Raw genomic sequence first — 17,052 nt, 5'->3', positions numbered from 1 at the left:
GAAAAATACAATGCTATGAGTGTTAATTATTTATATCTGGATAAATTTGTTTATTAGAAAATAAAAAATCAAAGTTGAACTATAATATTGATAAAAAATTTCTAATTTCGCAAAAAAATCTTAGCATGAATTTGGTAATTGTTGAATCGCCCGCAAAGGCCAAAACAATAAAAAAATTTTTAGGAAATGACTTTGAAGTTGAATCAAGTTATGGTCATATAACTGATTTGGCAAAAAAAGACATGGGTATAGATATGAAAACTCTAGAGCCCATATATCAAGTCTCCTCAGATAAAAAAGAAGTCGTTAAAAAACTAAAATCATTAGCAAAAAAAGCAGATACTGTATGGTTGGCTTCCGATGAAGACCGTGAAGGGGAAGCTATTGCTTGGCATTTATTTAATGAATTACAACTTAAATCAGAAAACACTAAAAGAATTGTTTTTCATGAAATAACCAAAAATGCCATACAAAAAGCCATTCAAAACCCAAGAAATATAGATATTAATCTGGTTAATGCACAACAGGCTCGAAGAGTGTTGGATCGATTGGTAGGATTTGAAATGTCACCTATTCTTTGGTCTAAAATAAAAGCCGGATTATCTGCAGGAAGAGTACAATCTGTGGCTGTACGTTTGATCTGTGAAAGAGAAAAGGAAATTGAAAAATTTATTCCGGTTCCTACGTATAAAGTTGAAGCAGATTTTTACAATAAATCTCATAATTTATTAAAAAGTAAATTAAATACTGATTTTCAAGACTATTCTAAGGCATTAGATTTTATACAAAGAGCCCAAGGTAAAACATTCACTATATCCAATGTTGAGACTCGCCCAAGTAAAAGAAGTCCATCAGCCCCTTTCACTACATCTACTTTACAACAAGAAGCTGCCAAATTAGGATTTTCAGTTAGTAGAACAATGATGTTAGCTCAACAGCTCTACGAATCGGGGTACATTACCTACATGAGAACTGATAGCGTAAATTTATCTGAAGAAGCGTTGAATTCTGCAAAAGATGTAATTATTGGACAATATGGAAAAGAATATTTAAATACACGACAATATACAACAAAAAATAAGTCGGCTCAAGAAGCTCACGAAGCAATTCGTCCAACCAATTTATCCGTACAAGAAGCAGGGGCAGATGATTCACAAAAGAAACTATATCATTTAATTTGGAGAAGAACTTTGGCCTCACAAATGGCCGATGCTAAATTAGAAAGAACAATTGTCGATATATCAAATCCGGAATTAAAAGAGAAGTTCGTAACAAAAGGAGAAGTTATTGTCTTTGATGGATTTTTAAAAGTGTACCAAATTCAAAAAGAAGAAGATTCAGCCGATGAAGACAATAATGAAGGACTCTTACCTGTCGTAGAAAAAGGAGAAGAAGTACAGCTATCTCAAATTATTGGCGAAGAAAAATTCAGTAGACCGGCAGCTAGATATAATGAAGCCTCTTTAGTAAGGAAATTAGAAGAATTAGGAATCGGGCGTCCTTCCACATATGCTCCTACTATTTCTACAATTCAAAAAAGACAATATGTGGAAATCAGAGATTTAGATCCCAAACAAAGGGAGGTTAAGAAGATTCTTTTAAAAGATGATATTATAAAAGAAAGTGTTGAAATTGAAAATTATGGAGCTGATCGAAGAAAATTAATGCCGACAGATATAGGATTAGTCGTAAATGAATTTTTAACTGAACATTTTCCAACCATATTAGATTATGGCTTCACAGCCAAGGTTGAAGAAGACTTTGATAATATAGCCGGAGGAAATGAAAACTGGAAAGAAATGCTGACCGGTTTTTATGATGATTTTCACCCCCATGTAGAAGAAGTAAAAGAAACGGCAGAAAGAGCTACAGGAGAAAGATTATTAGGACAAGATCCTATAAGCGGTAAAAATATTTACGCTCGCATAGGCAGATTCGGTCCGATGATTCAAATGGGTGAAACCGAAGATGAAGAAAAGCCTAAATTCGCAGGTTTAATGAAAGGGCAACACATAAATTCAATAACTTTAGAAGAAGCGCTTAAATTATTTGAATTGCCTAAGTATTTAGGAGATTATGAAGATAAAAAAGTTGAAGTAAATACGGGAAGATTTGGTCCTTATGTAAAACATAACAGCAAGTTTTTTTCCTTGAAGCCTAAAGAAGGAGATGAAATTTCAACCATTACTTTAGAAAGAGCTATCGAATTAATAGAAGCGAAAAGGGAGGCAGACAGAAATAAATTTATCAAAGCATTTGAATCAGAAGATCCAATTATTGAAATTTTAAATGGAAGATGGGGGCCTTATATTAAACAAGGAAAAGAAAATTATAAAATCCCTAAAGACACGGAAGCCGATAAATTAACTCTCGAAGATGTCAAAAAATTAATCTCGGAATCAGGTAGTAAAACTAAACCTAAATCCAAAACCAAATCAAAAAAGAAATAAGTGGAAGCATTGCGAGATTTTTTGCATCCGGTAGATGAATCCTTAATATATGCTCAACCGGATTCTATAGGAAGCAAGATACAATTTTACTGGGATAAAAAACTTGAAGAGAACAGTGTTGTAATTATTGGTTGTCCCGATTTAAGAGGTACCGGCCATAAAAAAGAGTTTTCCAATTTAAGGTTGATCCGTGAAGAATTCTATCAATTAGTATGGAATGATTGGAATTTAAAGTTATATGATTTGGGAGATATAATTCCTGGAAATGAATGGGAGGATACAGATTTTGCTCTCAAAAAAGTATTGGAAGAATTATTGGAAATGAAGGTACAACCCATAATCTTAGGTGGAAATATGGGACTGAATTATACCGCCTATAAAGCACTTTCTATACTAAAAAAGCCTTTAAATTATACCGCAGTTGATACGAAAATTGAAATTGGAAATACAGAAGGAAAGCTAACGGATAAAAATTATCTTTCCAAGATGATAGTTGAAGATTTTAATTTACTTTTCAATTTTACCAATATAGGATATCAAAGCTATTTCGTACCACAATCAACATTAAAAAAATTTAACACCTTAGATTTTGAAGGCATACGTTTAGGGAATATAACAACAAATATAAAAGATTCAGAACCTATATTCAGAAGTTCTGATTTTGTAGGGATCAATTTGGACTCTGTAGAGTCATATGATGGTACTCTCTCAACCGGAAGTACGGTAAACGGATTCACCAATCGTGAAATTTGTAGTTTATCAAGGTATATAGGTTTATCTAAACAGGTAAAAATAATAGGGATCTATAATTTTTTAGGATATTCATACAATAAAATGAATGAAAAATTAGTTTCTCAAATTTTGTGGTATCTGATAGAAGGTAAAAATCAGCAAGAATATTATGAAAATGATGAATACATAAAATACACTGTCTTACATGAAGATAAAGAGTTGGTCTTTTTAAAAGATAAATATGTTGACAGGTGGTGGTTGGCTATCGATTTTGAGGACAATGAAAATTTTCCTTTCTTAGTACCTTGTTCATTAAATGATTACAAAGAAGCTTTAGAAGGAAATGTTCCCGAGCGATATTGGAAAACTTTCAAAAAGTTTTTATAAACGGTCACAGATAAAATTAACGCTGATTTTAATAGAAGAACAAAAAAATTTTTAAATAAAATAAAAAAATAGTAGTTTTACAATTTTTAAAAGAAACATTTTGGTTATAATGAGAAAAGTATTTTTACTCTTATTGGCAACGTCAACAATAATTTCTTGTAATTCATCCAAAAAAGGAAGAGCAGGAAAACCGGGATCACAAGGAGAGATTGTAGTTACGCAAAAGAGTCAGCAATGGAATAACAAAAAACCGTATGGTATGGTTCCTATTCCGGGTGGAGCTTTTGTTTTAGGGCAATCTGACATGGATTTCACCGGCACAAACACAAAAGCCCCTTTAACTACTGTTACCGTATCAGCATTTTATATGGATGATACTGAAGTAACCAATGCTGAATATAGAGTATTTGTAAACTATGTGAAAGATTCCATTGTTCGTTCCTTATTAGCAGAAAGAGGAGGTGAAGAAGGAGGTGAAGGAATAGGACGATATTCTTATTTAAACAAAAAATCAGAAAAAGAACAAACTGCATATCAGCAAATGTTGGAAGAACAGGGGGGTAGAGAAGGATATGACGAATCTAAAAAGTTAGATTGGTCGGTGCCTTTAGAATGGAATACTTCCAGATACCCGGATGTTGCTTATGCAGAAGTACTAGAATCATTATATTACCCGCCGGAAGAAAGATTCAACAATGAAAGAGTTATAGATGCTAGAAAATTAATTTACCAATTTACATGGATTGATCAACTGGAGGCAGTTAAAAATAAAGGTAGAGGTAAAGATTTTCTTAGAAGAGAAGAAATAGCTATTTATCCGGATACTACTGTATGGCTAAGAGATTTTAATTATTCTTTTAATGAGCCTTTATTTGAACAGTATTTTTGGCATAAAGCTTATTCTAAATATCCTGTAGTAGGGGTAACATGGGATCAAGCAAGAGCTTTTTGTGCTTATAGTACAAAATCCAAAAACGATTATAACCAAAGCAGAAAAAGAAAAATAGATAAAGTATTTCCGTATAGATTACCTTCAGAAGTTGAATGGGAATATGCTGCACGAGGAGGTTTAGAAAATGCTCCTTATCCATGGGGAGGACCTTATCTAATAGATGATAGAGGTTGCTATTTAGCTAATTTTAAACCTAAAAGAGGGGATTATATGGAAAATGAAAATGGTTATTTATACACAGCCCCTGTTAAATCTTTCCGTAAAAACGGGTTTGGATTATATGATATGGCCGGTAATGTTTCTGAATGGACTGTTTCCGCATATAATAATAGTTCTTATATAATATCATCCACCTTAAATCCTTATTTAGGAAATAGAATTGAAGACCCTCGAAAAGTTATAAAAGGAGGATCATGGAAAGACATAGGTTACATGCTTATGGTGAGTGAAAGAGATTGGGAACATAAAGATTCAGCCAGAAGTTTTATTGGTTTTAGACGAGTTCAAACCATACCGGAAGGGGCTAAGGGTAGATTCCCGGTTGTTAAAAAACATGCTCCGGTAAGATAATTAGTACTGATAATTAAATAATATATAGATAATAATTTAGAAAATTTAGAAAAATGGCAAATCAAACAAAATCAAAGGATAAAGTGTTAAATATGGTGTACTCTTTAGGTGCAGCAGTAGTTATCATTGGTGCTTTATTTAAAATTAATCACTGGGGATTAGGTCCTATAACCGGTAGTACCATATTGGCAATAGGTTTAATTGTAGAAGCTTTTATATTTGTGGTATTTGCGTTTGATCCACCTCCGGCTGAATATGAATGGGAAAAAGCATATCCGGAATTATTAGACGGTTCATCAGCACAGAGAAAATCAAAATCTCAAATACAAGACTCATCCATACAAGAAGCAGAAATATCTTTGTCAACTAAATTAGATCAAATGCTTTCTCAAGCTAAATTAGATGCAGGATTATTGGAAAGATTACGAGGGGGGATAGAAAACTTTGGACAAGCAGTTGAAGGAATTAACAAAACAGTAGAAGCTAGCTCTGTAACAGAAAAATATAAAAACCAATTAAGTATAGCTTCCTCACATTTAGAAAATTTAAATGCTTTATACCAATTGCAATTAGATAATGGAAAAAAATATGCAGAAGCGAACCAAAAATTTGTGGATGATTTATCCAAAGCAGGAGAGTATTCTCATACATTCCAAAAACAATTAGCTGAATTAACAGCAAATCTAAACAACTTAAATAAGGTATATGGTGGTATGCTTAATGCCATGAAAGCTTAATAATTTTAAATTTAAAAATTAAATAAGTAAAAATGGCAGCAGGAAAACAGACACCACGCCAGAAGATGATAAACCTAATGTATTTAGTGTTTATTGCTATGTTGGCAATGAATGTAGACAGAGAGGTTTTACGTTCTTTCGAAGGTATAAATGAATCTTTACAATTATCCACAAAATTAACGGATGAAAACAATAAAACCTTTTATGAACAAATCGAAGCTAAAAAAGCCGATGGAAATGAAGGGTATGTAGAGATAGCAAAAAAATCAGATGAAGTAAAAAAACAAGCGCAAACAGCTGTAGATGCGATTGAAGAAGTAAAAAATCGTTTAGCGACAGCTGCAGAATATACTCCTCCTTCAGCAGGTGAAGAAACTAATTATAACTCGCTTCAAAATACAGATGTAGTTAATAAAGTGTTCTTTGCAAATGATAACACAGCTACAAAAGATGTGCAAGATATGATTGCAAAGGTTAAAACATTTACCCAATTTATTTTGCAAGGAGCGAATGAGAATGCAAAGAAAAGGATTGATCAATTATTTGATTTTACAGATAAACAAAATAAACCGTGGATTGTTAATCAATTTTATGATCAACCTATGATTTCAGCTCTAACTAACTTAACAAGATTACAATCAAATATTAGAACTGAAGAAGGAAACAGAGTTAGAGATTTATTAGCTAACAAACTGCAAGATGAAATCGAATTGAAAGCCTTTGTTCCAATCGTTTCTGCACCTAAATTCGTTAGAGCAGGAGAGAAATTTAATGTTACAATTGGTTTCGGTGCATATGATAACTCATTAAAAGGATCTATAACTCTGAACGGACGAAATATTCCTTTATCAGAAGGAAAAGCTATAGTTAATATGGTTGCTTCCGGAGTAGGAAAACAACGTTTATCAGGTAATATCTCATACCAAACAGCAAATGGTATTAAAACAGAATCGTTCGACGAAACATATGAAGTTGTTCAAGATGTTGTTAAGGATTTACCAACCGGAGGAACTGTAGTAGCAGATAAAATGAATGTAGTTTATAGAGGTGTAGATAACCCTATGAGCGGGTCGGTTACCGGAGTTGATGCATCTACTATTAGTATGAGTACTTCAAACGGTAGTCTTTCAAGATCAGGAAAAGGTTGGATATATAAAGCAGGTTCAGGAACAACTACAAACTTTACCATTTCAGGAAAAACTTCTTCTGGAAAAACTGTTTCAACAACTGTTGCATTTAGAATTAAGAATGTACCTAAAGCGCAAGGTACCATACGAGGTGCGAATGTAGTAAGTATGCCGCCTAGCTCCGTATCTAATCAAACTGTATCAGCAGCTATACCGGATTTTGAATTCCCTGTTACCTTTAATGTTACCGGATTTAAATTGAAGAGACCGGGAGCTGCAGCAAGACCTTATTCCGGAAATTCGCTAAGACCGGCTGCAGATTATTTAAAAGGATTAAAATCAGGTGATCAAGTATTAATATTTGATATTTCTGCTACAGCATCCGGAATATCTCAACAAAGTATTTCACCTATTCTTATAAATGTTCAATAAAAAAGAAATTAATAATACTATTTTTAACATGAAATCTTTATTACTTAGCTTAACAGTCTTAATAAGTTCAGGAGCATTTGCACAAAATATCTTAAATGCAAAGTCCCCTGTTGAATTAAGAGAAATGAGAGAAGAGAGGTATGATATTGTAAATGGAACGGATACAATTTCTACTGCTCCGACTGTCTTACCCTATGGGTATATTGAAGATAAAGATATTTTATGGTCTAAAGTAGTATGGGAGATTATAGATTTAAATGAAAAATTAAATCAACCTTATTACTATTCTTATGAGGATGTTTCAGCTACTTATATCTCCCTATACGATGCTCTTTTTAAGGGTATTGATTCAGGAAACATAACTGAAGTATATGATGATGATAACTTTACATCAAGAATTTCACCCGAAAATCTTCAAAATAAAATCCAAGCAATAAGAGAATCCGAGTGGCTTCAAGATAAAAGAGCTTCCGGGGAAGAAATTACTGCTCAAGATTTGGTTGAAGGAGTAGATCATTTTAAAACAGATACACGTAGCGTGAAATTAATTAAGATTAAGGGAATGTGGTATATAGATAAACGATTAGGTCAAATGAAATATCGTTTATTAGGAATTGCACCTATGGGACCGGATCCTCAAGTCATGGGGCTTTCAGAAGCTGCTATGCTTGGATATCAAGGAGATGAAGAGTTGATCGACTTATTTTGGATATTTTATCCGGGAGCCAGAGAGGTTTTATCCAGTTGTACAGTGTATAATCCTAAAAACGGATCTTCAGCAATTACCTATGATGATGTTCTTAACGCAAGACGATTCAGTTCCATTATTTATAAATCACAATCTGAATATGGTGACGGGTTGATATCAAATTATATACCCGGAGATGCAAAATCTCAGCTTGAAGAAAGTAATAGAATTAAAAATGAAATTCTACAGAAAGAAAACAATATGTGGAATTATTAATCAATGAATTTTAATAAAATACAGTCCTGAATCACACAAATTGATTCAGGACTTTTTTTTTAACTTTACAAATAAAATACACTACTTCCGATAATATAAAAAGTATGCTAGATTATCTTATTATAGGTCAAGGATTGGCAGGTTCCTGTTTGGCTCATAAATTATATAAAGAAAACAAATCATTTAAAATAATGGATATAGTTTCCAATTCGGCTTCATTTGTTTCATCGGGAATGTATAATCCCGTGGTGTTAAAACGATTTACGCCCGTTTGGAACGCAGAAATTGAAATTGATAAATTACGTGAAGAATTTACAGAATTTGAAGATTTATTACAGGTAAAACTAGTTTATAATTCAAATTTATACAGAATTTTTGCGAATGAGGACGAAGTTAAAACTTGGAAAAAAAAGTCTGTAAGGAATGAAAATTTAAAACCTTTTTTAGATCCTGAAATTTATGATTCGATCAATCCAAATATTATAGCAAAATTTGGAATGGGAAGAGTTTATAAGGCAGGAAAGATATTTGTTAGAGAACTTTTAAGGGAATTTAGAAAATTTTTACTTAACGAAAATAGGATAATTGATGATATTTTTGATTTTAATCAATTAAATAATGAGATAAATCATTATGAATATAAAGGGATTAAAGCTAAAAAAGTCGTATTTTGTGATGGATATGCTTTAAAGTATAACCCTTTTTTTAGCTATCTTCCTATGGAAGGTGTCAAAGGGGAAACCATGGTAATTCATGCCAATGGATTAGGCCTCACTGATATCGTTAAAGCTAAAGTTTTTATTATGCCTATGGAAAAAGACTATTATTATATAGGAGCTACTTATCATTATCGTGAAGTAAATGATGAAATATCTGAAGAAGGACAAAGCGAACTAATTAATAATTTGAATAAATTTTTAACTATTGATTATAAAATTATTAAAAAATTCGCAGGAATACGACCTACAGTTATTGATCGTCGACCCTTATTAGGAGAGCATTCTGAACATAAAAATATGTTTATATTTAATGGTTTGGGCAGCAGGGGAGTTATGTTAGCCCCTATTATGGCTGAAGAGTTATTTGATTATATGGAAAATGGAAAAGAATTAATGTCAGAAGTAAATATTAATAGATTTAATTTATAAAATGGAAAATTCAAATATTATTGTAATAGGTATTATTATAATTACCAGTGTACTTAGTTTTAAAGGATTTAAAGATCAGAATTTTTTTAACCGTTATAAGTTTAACATCGATGCTATTTTAAAAGGAAAACAATGGGAAAGGATGATTACTTCAGCATTTTTACACGGAGATATTGCTCATTTGTTTTTCAATATGTATACCTTTTATTTTTTTTCAGTCTTTTTACTAAATTATGGAAACCTATTTTTTCTTATAACTTACTTCGGATCCATTATAAGCGGTAATTTATTGGCATTATGGATGTATAAAAATAATCCACAATATAGTGCAATAGGAGCTTCAGGTGGTGTATCCGGGATCTTATTTGCTACAATTATTATAAATTCAGAAATTTCAATAGGAATTTTTCCTTTACCATTTTCTATTCCGGGATGGATTTTTGGTGTTGTTTATTTAACCTATTCTTTATATGGAATGAAGACTCAATTGGGTAATATTGGACATGATGCTCATTTAGGAGGAGCACTTTTTGGTATTCTTTGCGGGCTCTTGTTTGTTAGTGAGTATCCCTATTATCCTTTTACTAATTTTAGACCCATTTATTTATTATTAATGCTAATTCCTATCGCATATTTAATCTACTTAATTGTTAATAAACGCAAAGAATAAGCACTTTTAATCAACCATAATTTTTAAATGTTTTTTATTTTAAGTAATAGTGATTGTATTATAATTAAAATTTAAGATATAATTTAATTGGTTAAAATAATCATAGAAACAATTACTTAATTTACTTTAAAATCTTATATCCTATTTTACAGCTTAAACATTGTTTTTTTAAACACTTATTTTCATATAAATATAAAAATGCTTGAGAGTCTAAAGCAGAATTAATTTTAATACCTAATTGATTATAACTTTTTATAATCGAATTATTTTCAGCTTTAACTTCAGAAAGTATTTCAAAAATTTCTTCTTCCATAGGTTTTCCTATACTTAAAGAATAAGCATATTTTATGGGAAGAAATGCATTTAATATTAGCAAATCTTTTAGTGAGTTAGATAATTTTTTTTCAGAAATTGACGATGTTTTTTTATCAAAAACATAATGATCATTCCAATAGCCGGATGCTTTGACATCATCTAATAGCCGATAATACTGATTTACAGATTTGATACCTATGATATAAGAAAATAAATTTTGATAAGTAGAGATAATGTTTGCAAGTTGGGATAATCTAATGGTAGGAAAATTTGAAGGCCTTAATCTCAAATATTTTACATCAGTAATTTTTTCCGGTAGATTAAATTTTGATTGCAAGAATTTAAATTCTTTATATAAATCTTGAGGATACGTATCAACGCTATTTTCCAGTTTATGAGTTGTTCCAAATAATAAAGATTCGGTTTGAAAAAGATTTTTTGAAATTTTTCTGATAATCCCATACTCTAAATATAAAAATATATATTCAAATGCATAAGCATTTATTTTGAGACCTAATGTATACCCTAAAACAGTAGTTAGGGTGGCTTCCCAATCATTCTTTTTTCTTTTCAAAATTTCATAGATACGTTCACATTTATTTTTTAATTTATCCAAGTATAAATTTTCTGAGAAAGAAAAAATATCAGAAATTAATGAGGTGTCAATTAAATTTTCGCAAGGGATAAATTTGAATGTTTGATGATCCAAAAATTCATAATTATTATAAATCTCATTGGAAATATAGGATTTCAATTCAAGAACAGGAAAAGATAAATTTCGGATTTTATCGTTATTATTATCAATTTCGTATACAACGTGAAGAATTATATTTTTGTAATAATTATTGAGATCATGTTTATGCTTAAACCAATCCGATGATTTTACATGAATTTCAACATTACCGTTCCATTCAATATCATCTATTTTTAACTTAGCAAAAATAAAATCCGGGCCTTCATTCGTATTATAAGTTCCCGCTTGAATTATTTCAACTTTTTTGCCATCATTAGTATACAGCTCTAAAGTGTTAAATTTTTTAAATTGCCAAATATAATGCAGTAACTTTTCTTTCATAATTTAGTCTTATTCAGGTAATTAATAAGATAAATTTAATGAAAATAAAAAAAGTTTTAGCTAATTACTAAAACTTTTTCTACAATGAATTGATATTTTTATCTTTTATCTATATCGATATAATCTCTTTTAGGACTGCCGATATAAATTTGTCTTGGTCTGTTAATAGGCTCATTATTCATTCTCATTTCTTTCCATTGAGCAATCCACCCGGGCAATCTGCCTAAAGCAAACATAATAGTAAACATCTCTGTAGGAATGCCTAAAGCTCTGTAGATAATTCCGGAATAAAAATCGACATTAGGGTAAAGCTTTTTCTCAATAAAATAAGGATCATTTAAAGCTACCTCTTCTAATTTCTTAGCAATTTCAAGGGTTTCATCTTCAACACCTAATCTATTGAATACATCGTCTGCCACCTTTTTTATTACCTTAGCTCTAGGATCAAAATTTCTGTATACCCGATGTCCAAATCCCATAAGACGGAAACTATCATCTTTCGATTTTGCTTTATCAATCCATTTTTGAAGATCACCTCCGTCATTTTTAATCATTTCGAGCATTTCGATTACTGCTTGATTAGCTCCTCCGTGTAAAGGTCCCCAAAGAGCTGAAACTCCTGCAGATATTGAGGCAAATAATCCGGTCTGAGCTGAACCTACCATTCGGACAGTCGACGCAGAGCAATTTTGCTCATGATCAGCATGAAGTATAAGCAATTTGTTGATGGCATCAACAACTACTTCATCAATTTCTAGATCCTCAGTTGGCATTCTGAACATCATTTGATAAAAGTTGTGAGGATAATCCAGTCTGTTGTTAGAATAATTCAAAGGTAAACCCAATTTTAATCGGTATGTCCAAGCGCATAATACAGGAAATTTACCCAATAATAAGGTATATGCGTTATATAGATCTCTTTCAGATTTAACATTAACAGCGTGAGGATTGAAAGCAGTTAAGGAACTGGTAAGGGTAGATAAAACACCCATTGGATGAGCAGAGCGAGGAAATGCTTTTAAAATTTGTTTCATTTCTTCACTTACCAAACTATTCTTTTTTATGTCCGCTTCAAATCTGTTTAATTGTTCCAGAGTAGGTAGCTCCCCTTCTAACAATAAATACATAACCTCGGTGAAGGTTGATTTTTTAGCAATTTGTTCAATGGGATATCCTCGATAATATAATTGACCTAAATCTCCATCAAGATATGTAATTTTACTTTTAGTTGAACCTGTATTTTTGAAGCCGACATCTAAAGTAATTAGTCCGGTTTCATCTCGTAATTTGGATATATTTATGCCTCTGTCGCCAATAACACTCTCAACAATGGGATATTCATATTCTTTGCCTTCATAGGATAATTTTACTGTGTCTGACATATTTTATTTTCTTTCTTATTTTATTAGTTGTTTTATTCCTTGAATATATGAAATTAAAATTAGTAGAAAAAAAATTATAAAAGAAATATTGAAAAAAAACATTCAAAAACAGTAAATTAGAAGAAAAAGTTAAAATAAATATCGTCTATTTTTATAATTTTTTGGAAGTATGGATAAGTGTACTTATCAAATATGGGAGGAAATCCCAAAAAATTCTTATTCTTCCCATATAAGTCAATAATTTTTAATGGAGATAATTTAGTCGAGAATTTATGCAATAAAAAAACGGAAAGAATTAACTAATCTTTCCGTTTATCTTTATTTATAAAATAAATTATCTTTTAACTTTAAAAGCTTTGAATTGAGGATAAACAGCAACTTCTCCTAAGTTTTCTTCAATTCTTAGTAATTGGTTGTATTTAGCCATACGATCTGATCTAGAAGCAGAACCTGTTTTAATTTGACCACAGTTTAATGCAACGGCAAGATCTGCAATCGTATTATCTTCTGTTTCACCGGAACGGTGAGACATTACTGCAGTATATCCGGCATTTTGAGCCATTTGTACAGCATCAATAGTTTCTGTAAGAGTTCCGATTTGATTAACTTTAATTAAGATTGAGTTTCCTACTCCTTGTTTAATACCGTCTTCAAGTCTTTTAACATTGGTAACAAATAAATCATCACCTACTAATTGAACTCTTTTACCGATTTTTTCAGTAAGTATTTTCCAACCTTCCCAATCGTTTTGATCCATTCCGTCTTCAATAGAAATAATTGGATATTTTTCAGTTAATTCAGCTAAATAAGAAGCCTGCTCTTCACTGGTTCTTACTTTACCTCCTTGACCTTCAAAAATAGAATAATCATATTTATTGTCTTTGAAGAATTCAGATGAAGCACAATCTAGAGCTAGCATAACATCTTGACCCGGAGTGTATCCTGCTTTTTTGGTAGCATCTAAAATGGTATCTAATGCATCTTCAATATTTTTAAAGTTAGGAGCAAAACCACCTTCATCACCTACAGCAGTACTTAAACCTCTGTCATGTAAAACTTTTTTAAGAGAATGGAAAATTTCAGTTCCCATACGAATAGCAGTAGAATAACAATCTGCAGCAACCGGCATAATCATAAATTCTTGAAACGCAATAGGAGCATCAGAATGCGCACCTGCGTTGATAATATTCATCATTGGAACAGGTAGAACTTTACCGTTTACACCTCCAACGTATCGATATAATGGTAATCCTAATTCTTTAGCAGCAGCTTGAGCAACAGCTAAAGATACGCCTAAAATAGCATTAGCACCTAATTTACCTTTATTAGGTGTACCATCCAGGTCAATCATTGTTTTATCTATTAAAGCTTGTTCAAAGACATCAACTCCAACTAATTCAGGTGCAATAACATCATTTACATTTTCAACAGCTTTTAAAACTCCTTTACCTAAATATTCTTTTCCTCCATCTCTTAATTCAACAGCTTCATATTCACCGGTTGATGCTCCAGATGGAACAGCTGCTCTACCCAAAGTACCGTATTCGGTGATTACATCAACTTCAACTGTTGGATTTCCTCTGGAATCCAAGATTTGTCTTGCATGAATTTGTGCTATTAGACTCATAATATTATAAAATTTGTTTGTTAAAATTTTATACAAAAATACTCATTTATTAATATATAGAGGTTATGAAAAGTTTATTTTTTATTGTATTGTTGATGCTATAAAATATAAAATTATTTATGGAGAAATAAATTTTAAACAGACCGGCATATCAATTTTTATATTTTGATTGGTGTCTTGTAAAAATCCTGTATTTTGGTCAACGGAAAATATTTGAATGGTATCACTATCTTGATTAGCTACTATCAAAAATTTACCATTAGGAGATATAACGAAATTTCTGGGATTGATATTAGTTCTTTCATAATCAATGGGAGTTAATTTACCTGTATTCTGATCGATACTGAAAATTGATATTCCATCTTTTTTTAATCTATTGGAAGAATATAAAAACTTGCCATTAGGATGTATATGAATATCTGCACTTCCCTCGGCCTTATATTCATCAGAAACAGTCGTCTGAATTTCTTCTAAATTTCCATCCTCATATTTAAAAACAACTACTGTTCCACCCAATTCATTAATTAGATAAGCAAATTTTTTATTTTGATGAAATACGAGGTGTCGAGGTCCTGAACCGGGTGCAACATTTATATAAGCCGGATCAAAAAACGTTAGAAAATTCTTTTCTGTGGAATAATTTACATTGAACTTATAAATTCTGTCACTTCCTAAATCCGTAGCAAAAAGATATTTATAATCGGGAGAGAACACCACGCAATGAAGGTGCGATTGATTTTGTCGTACATCGTGTACGCTGCTCCCCGAAAAATTAACCTGTTGAATCATGGGACTTAAACTTCCGTCAGGTTTTGTTTTAAAAACAGAAATACTTCCTCCTATATAATTTGCCGTAACTATGTATTTATCTTGATATTCAATAGTAATATAACAAGGTGCAGCGCCATAGGCTGCCTGTGAGTTTTGAAAGGAAATTTTTCCGGAAGCTTTATCAAATAAAAAGGAATTTACTATGGAACTTTCTTTATCATCATTTTCACTAACTGAATATATATGATTTTTTTTATGGTTAATAACCAAATAGGATGGATTATTAACTGAAACATTATCAATAAATGAAGTACTTCCGGTTTCTGAATCAAAATCATATATATAGATACCGTTGCTTTCTCCATCAGTATAAGTACCTATAACTAAATAAAATTTCATTTTGTTTTTTTAGTATTAAAATAATTATTTAAAATTATTAAAAAATATTTATATAAAATTATTTTTATTTTTAAAATTTTGAAATATAAATAAAGTAAAAATACTTTATAACATAATTTCCTGGTTTATATAATGAATATTTATTTCTGTTTTTTTCAGTTAAGTACAATATTTGATATAACATTAAAAAACATATATTTTATAGCTTCTTTTTTTGAGTTTTTTCGAAATTAAGACGTAAAAATTTTGTTTTTATATCTTATAACTTAACTACTCTACAACAATTACTTACTACTACATAATTTTTGGCAAAGAAATCTAAATAAGTGTTATTTAAATTATAAATAAATAGAAATTATTTAAGGAACAAAAAGTGTAATTAAGGAATTTAAAAATTTCATTTAATACTTTACTTAGTTAGTAATATAAAATAGTAATGTGATAAATGAATCATATAATAAAATAATAAATATAAATAAATTCATCAATTTATAAATAATATAATATTAAATAATTAAACATGGGAATTTTACAAAATAAAACAGCATTAGTTACAGGTTCAAGTTCAGGTATTGGTAAATCTATTGCGGAAAAATTTGCGCATGAAGGCGCTAATGTTATTATAACTTATCATTCGGGAAAGGAAAGAGCAGAAAATTTGGTGCAAGAATTATCAGGATTGAACGTAAAAGTTAAAGCATATCAGGTGAATGTTTCAGACTATAATGAAACGCAAAGTTTTTTCAATTTGGTTAATCAAGATTTTAACGATATAGACATTTTAGTTAACAATGCGGGAATTAATGGTAAAAATACATATGTGGAGGATATGAACTTGGAAGATTGGGATAGAACTATAAAAACCAATTTATATGGACCGTTCTATTGTATCAAAGAATTTTTAAAACTTAAGAAAAAAAATAATTCATATAAAGGATCAAGAATTATTAATGTGACTTCTATACATGAATATATTTGCAGACCGGGAGATGCTGATTATAATACAGCTAAAGCCGGAATGAGGAATTTGGCAAGAACTTTGGCTATTGAATTAGCATCAAGAGAATTAACGGTTAATAATATTGCTCCGGGAATGATACTTACTCCTATCAATAAACAATTTACAGATGAAGCGAAATTATTAAAAGAAAAAGAAGATATTATCCCTATGAAAAGAGGCGGTACACCGGAAGAAGTTGCTAATGTAGCCTTATTTTTAGCTTCCGATGCAAGTTCTTACGTTACGGGTTCAACTTATACAGTAGATGGAGCATTGTCAATATTAGGGCAAAATGCCTAAGTGATTTCACACTA

General features: G+C 30.8%; 13 protein-coding genes. 9 read left to right on the top strand and 4 right to left on the bottom strand.

The window, feature by feature from the left end:
• Nucleotides 1-125: 125 nt before the first annotated feature.
• The 8 genes from topA (at nucleotide 126) to C4S75_RS09165 (ending at nucleotide 10,169) form a co-directional block, all read left to right on the top strand.
• Nucleotides 126-2,450 (top strand): type I DNA topoisomerase, encoded by a 2,325-nt coding sequence (topA, locus tag C4S75_RS09200; protein WP_105298160.1) that lies wholly within the window; start codon nucleotides 126-128, stop codon nucleotides 2,448-2,450.
• Nucleotides 2,451-3,569, top strand: a complete 1,119-nt coding sequence (locus C4S75_RS09195) for a hypothetical protein (protein WP_105297997.1) — start codon at nucleotides 2,451-2,453, stop codon at nucleotides 3,567-3,569.
• A 109-nt stretch (nucleotides 3,570-3,678) separates the two neighbouring features.
• A complete protein-coding gene (gene gldK, locus C4S75_RS09190) occupies nucleotides 3,679-5,091 on the top strand; it encodes a gliding motility lipoprotein GldK (protein WP_105297996.1) in 1,413 nt (470 codons plus the stop codon).
• 53 nt (nucleotides 5,092-5,144) lie between these two features.
• Nucleotides 5,145-5,828: a gliding motility protein GldL gene (gldL, locus tag C4S75_RS09185; protein ID WP_105297995.1), complete on the top strand. Its 684-nt coding sequence runs from the start codon at nucleotides 5,145-5,147 to the stop codon at nucleotides 5,826-5,828.
• Between the two features lie 32 nt (nucleotides 5,829-5,860).
• Complete coding sequence (gene gldM, locus C4S75_RS09180) at nucleotides 5,861-7,387, top strand: gliding motility protein GldM (RefSeq protein WP_105297994.1); 1,527 nt, start codon at nucleotides 5,861-5,863, stop codon at nucleotides 7,385-7,387.
• Nucleotides 7,388-7,415: 28 nt separating this feature from the next.
• Nucleotides 7,416-8,351: a gliding motility protein GldN gene (gldN, locus tag C4S75_RS09175; protein ID WP_105298159.1), complete on the top strand. Its 936-nt coding sequence runs from the start codon at nucleotides 7,416-7,418 to the stop codon at nucleotides 8,349-8,351.
• A gap of 104 nt (nucleotides 8,352-8,455) precedes the next feature.
• Complete coding sequence (locus C4S75_RS09170; protein ID WP_105297993.1) at nucleotides 8,456-9,499, top strand: FAD-binding oxidoreductase; 1,044 nt, start codon at nucleotides 8,456-8,458, stop codon at nucleotides 9,497-9,499.
• 1 nt (nucleotide 9,500) lies between these two features.
• Nucleotides 9,501-10,169 carry a rhomboid family intramembrane serine protease gene (locus C4S75_RS09165; RefSeq protein WP_105297992.1) on the top strand — a complete coding sequence of 223 codons (669 nt, stop codon included), beginning with the start codon at nucleotides 9,501-9,503 and terminating at the stop codon, nucleotides 10,167-10,169.
• A 121-nt stretch (nucleotides 10,170-10,290) separates the two neighbouring features.
• On the opposite strand, the gene C4S75_RS09160 is transcribed toward C4S75_RS09165, so the two are convergent.
• The 4 genes from C4S75_RS09160 to C4S75_RS09145 all read right to left on the bottom strand — a co-directional run bounded on the left by C4S75_RS09160 (nucleotide 10,291) and on the right by C4S75_RS09145 (nucleotide 15,738).
• Nucleotides 10,291-11,559 carry a DUF2851 family protein gene (locus C4S75_RS09160; protein WP_105297991.1) on the bottom strand — a complete coding sequence of 423 codons (1,269 nt, stop codon included), beginning with the start codon at nucleotides 11,557-11,559 and terminating at the stop codon, nucleotides 10,291-10,293.
• 98 nt (nucleotides 11,560-11,657) lie between these two features.
• Nucleotides 11,658-12,941, bottom strand: a complete 1,284-nt coding sequence (locus C4S75_RS09155; protein WP_105297990.1) for a citrate synthase — start codon at nucleotides 12,939-12,941, stop codon at nucleotides 11,658-11,660.
• A gap of 334 nt (nucleotides 12,942-13,275) precedes the next feature.
• The gene (eno, locus tag C4S75_RS09150; RefSeq protein WP_105297989.1) at nucleotides 13,276-14,568 is read right to left on the bottom strand and encodes a phosphopyruvate hydratase; all 1,293 of its coding nucleotides are present in this window, start codon (nucleotides 14,566-14,568) and stop codon (nucleotides 13,276-13,278) included.
• Nucleotides 14,569-14,685: 117 nt separating this feature from the next.
• Nucleotides 14,686-15,738, bottom strand: coding sequence for a lactonase family protein (locus tag C4S75_RS09145; protein WP_105297988.1), 1,053 nt, complete (start codon nucleotides 15,736-15,738; stop codon nucleotides 14,686-14,688).
• A 520-nt stretch (nucleotides 15,739-16,258) separates the two neighbouring features.
• Between C4S75_RS09145 and C4S75_RS09140 the strand changes: the two genes are divergently transcribed.
• Nucleotides 16,259-17,038 (top strand): SDR family NAD(P)-dependent oxidoreductase, encoded by a 780-nt coding sequence (locus C4S75_RS09140; protein WP_105297987.1) that lies wholly within the window; start codon nucleotides 16,259-16,261, stop codon nucleotides 17,036-17,038.
• Nucleotides 17,039-17,052: the final 14 nt, after the last annotated feature.

It is taken from the genome of Apibacter sp. wkB309 (assembly GCF_002964915.1).
Taxonomy (GTDB): Bacteria; Bacteroidota; Bacteroidia; order Flavobacteriales; family Weeksellaceae; genus Apibacter.
The sequence above is the reverse complement of the archived record's forward strand: the minus strand, read 5'-3'. Positions and strand labels throughout refer to the sequence as shown.

Bases quoted from the DNA above. Each gene is read 5' to 3' on its own strand.
- C4S75_RS09155 (WP_105297990.1), bottom strand. From the start codon at position 12,941: ATGTCAGACACAGTAAAATTATCCTATGAAGGCAAAGAATATGAATAT.
- C4S75_RS09140 (WP_105297987.1), top strand. From the start codon at position 16,259: ATGGGAATTTTACAAAATAAAACAGCATTAGTTACAGGTTCAAGTTCA.
- gldM (WP_105297994.1), top strand. From the start codon at position 5,861: ATGGCAGCAGGAAAACAGACACCACGCCAGAAGATGATAAACCTAATG.
- eno (WP_105297989.1), bottom strand. From the start codon at position 14,568: ATGAGTCTAATAGCACAAATTCATGCAAGACAAATCTTGGATTCCAGA.
- C4S75_RS09160 (WP_105297991.1), bottom strand. From the start codon at position 11,559: ATGAAAGAAAAGTTACTGCATTATATTTGGCAATTTAAAAAATTTAAC.
- topA (WP_105298160.1), top strand. From the start codon at position 126: ATGAATTTGGTAATTGTTGAATCGCCCGCAAAGGCCAAAACAATAAAA.
- C4S75_RS09165 (WP_105297992.1), top strand. From the start codon at position 9,501: ATGGAAAATTCAAATATTATTGTAATAGGTATTATTATAATTACCAGT.
- gldN (WP_105298159.1), top strand. From the start codon at position 7,416: ATGAAATCTTTATTACTTAGCTTAACAGTCTTAATAAGTTCAGGAGCA.
- gldL (WP_105297995.1), top strand. From the start codon at position 5,145: ATGGCAAATCAAACAAAATCAAAGGATAAAGTGTTAAATATGGTGTAC.
- C4S75_RS09145 (WP_105297988.1), bottom strand. From the start codon at position 15,738: ATGAAATTTTATTTAGTTATAGGTACTTATACTGATGGAGAAAGCAAC.
- gldK (WP_105297996.1), top strand. From the start codon at position 3,679: ATGAGAAAAGTATTTTTACTCTTATTGGCAACGTCAACAATAATTTCT.
- C4S75_RS09170 (WP_105297993.1), top strand. From the start codon at position 8,456: ATGCTAGATTATCTTATTATAGGTCAAGGATTGGCAGGTTCCTGTTTG.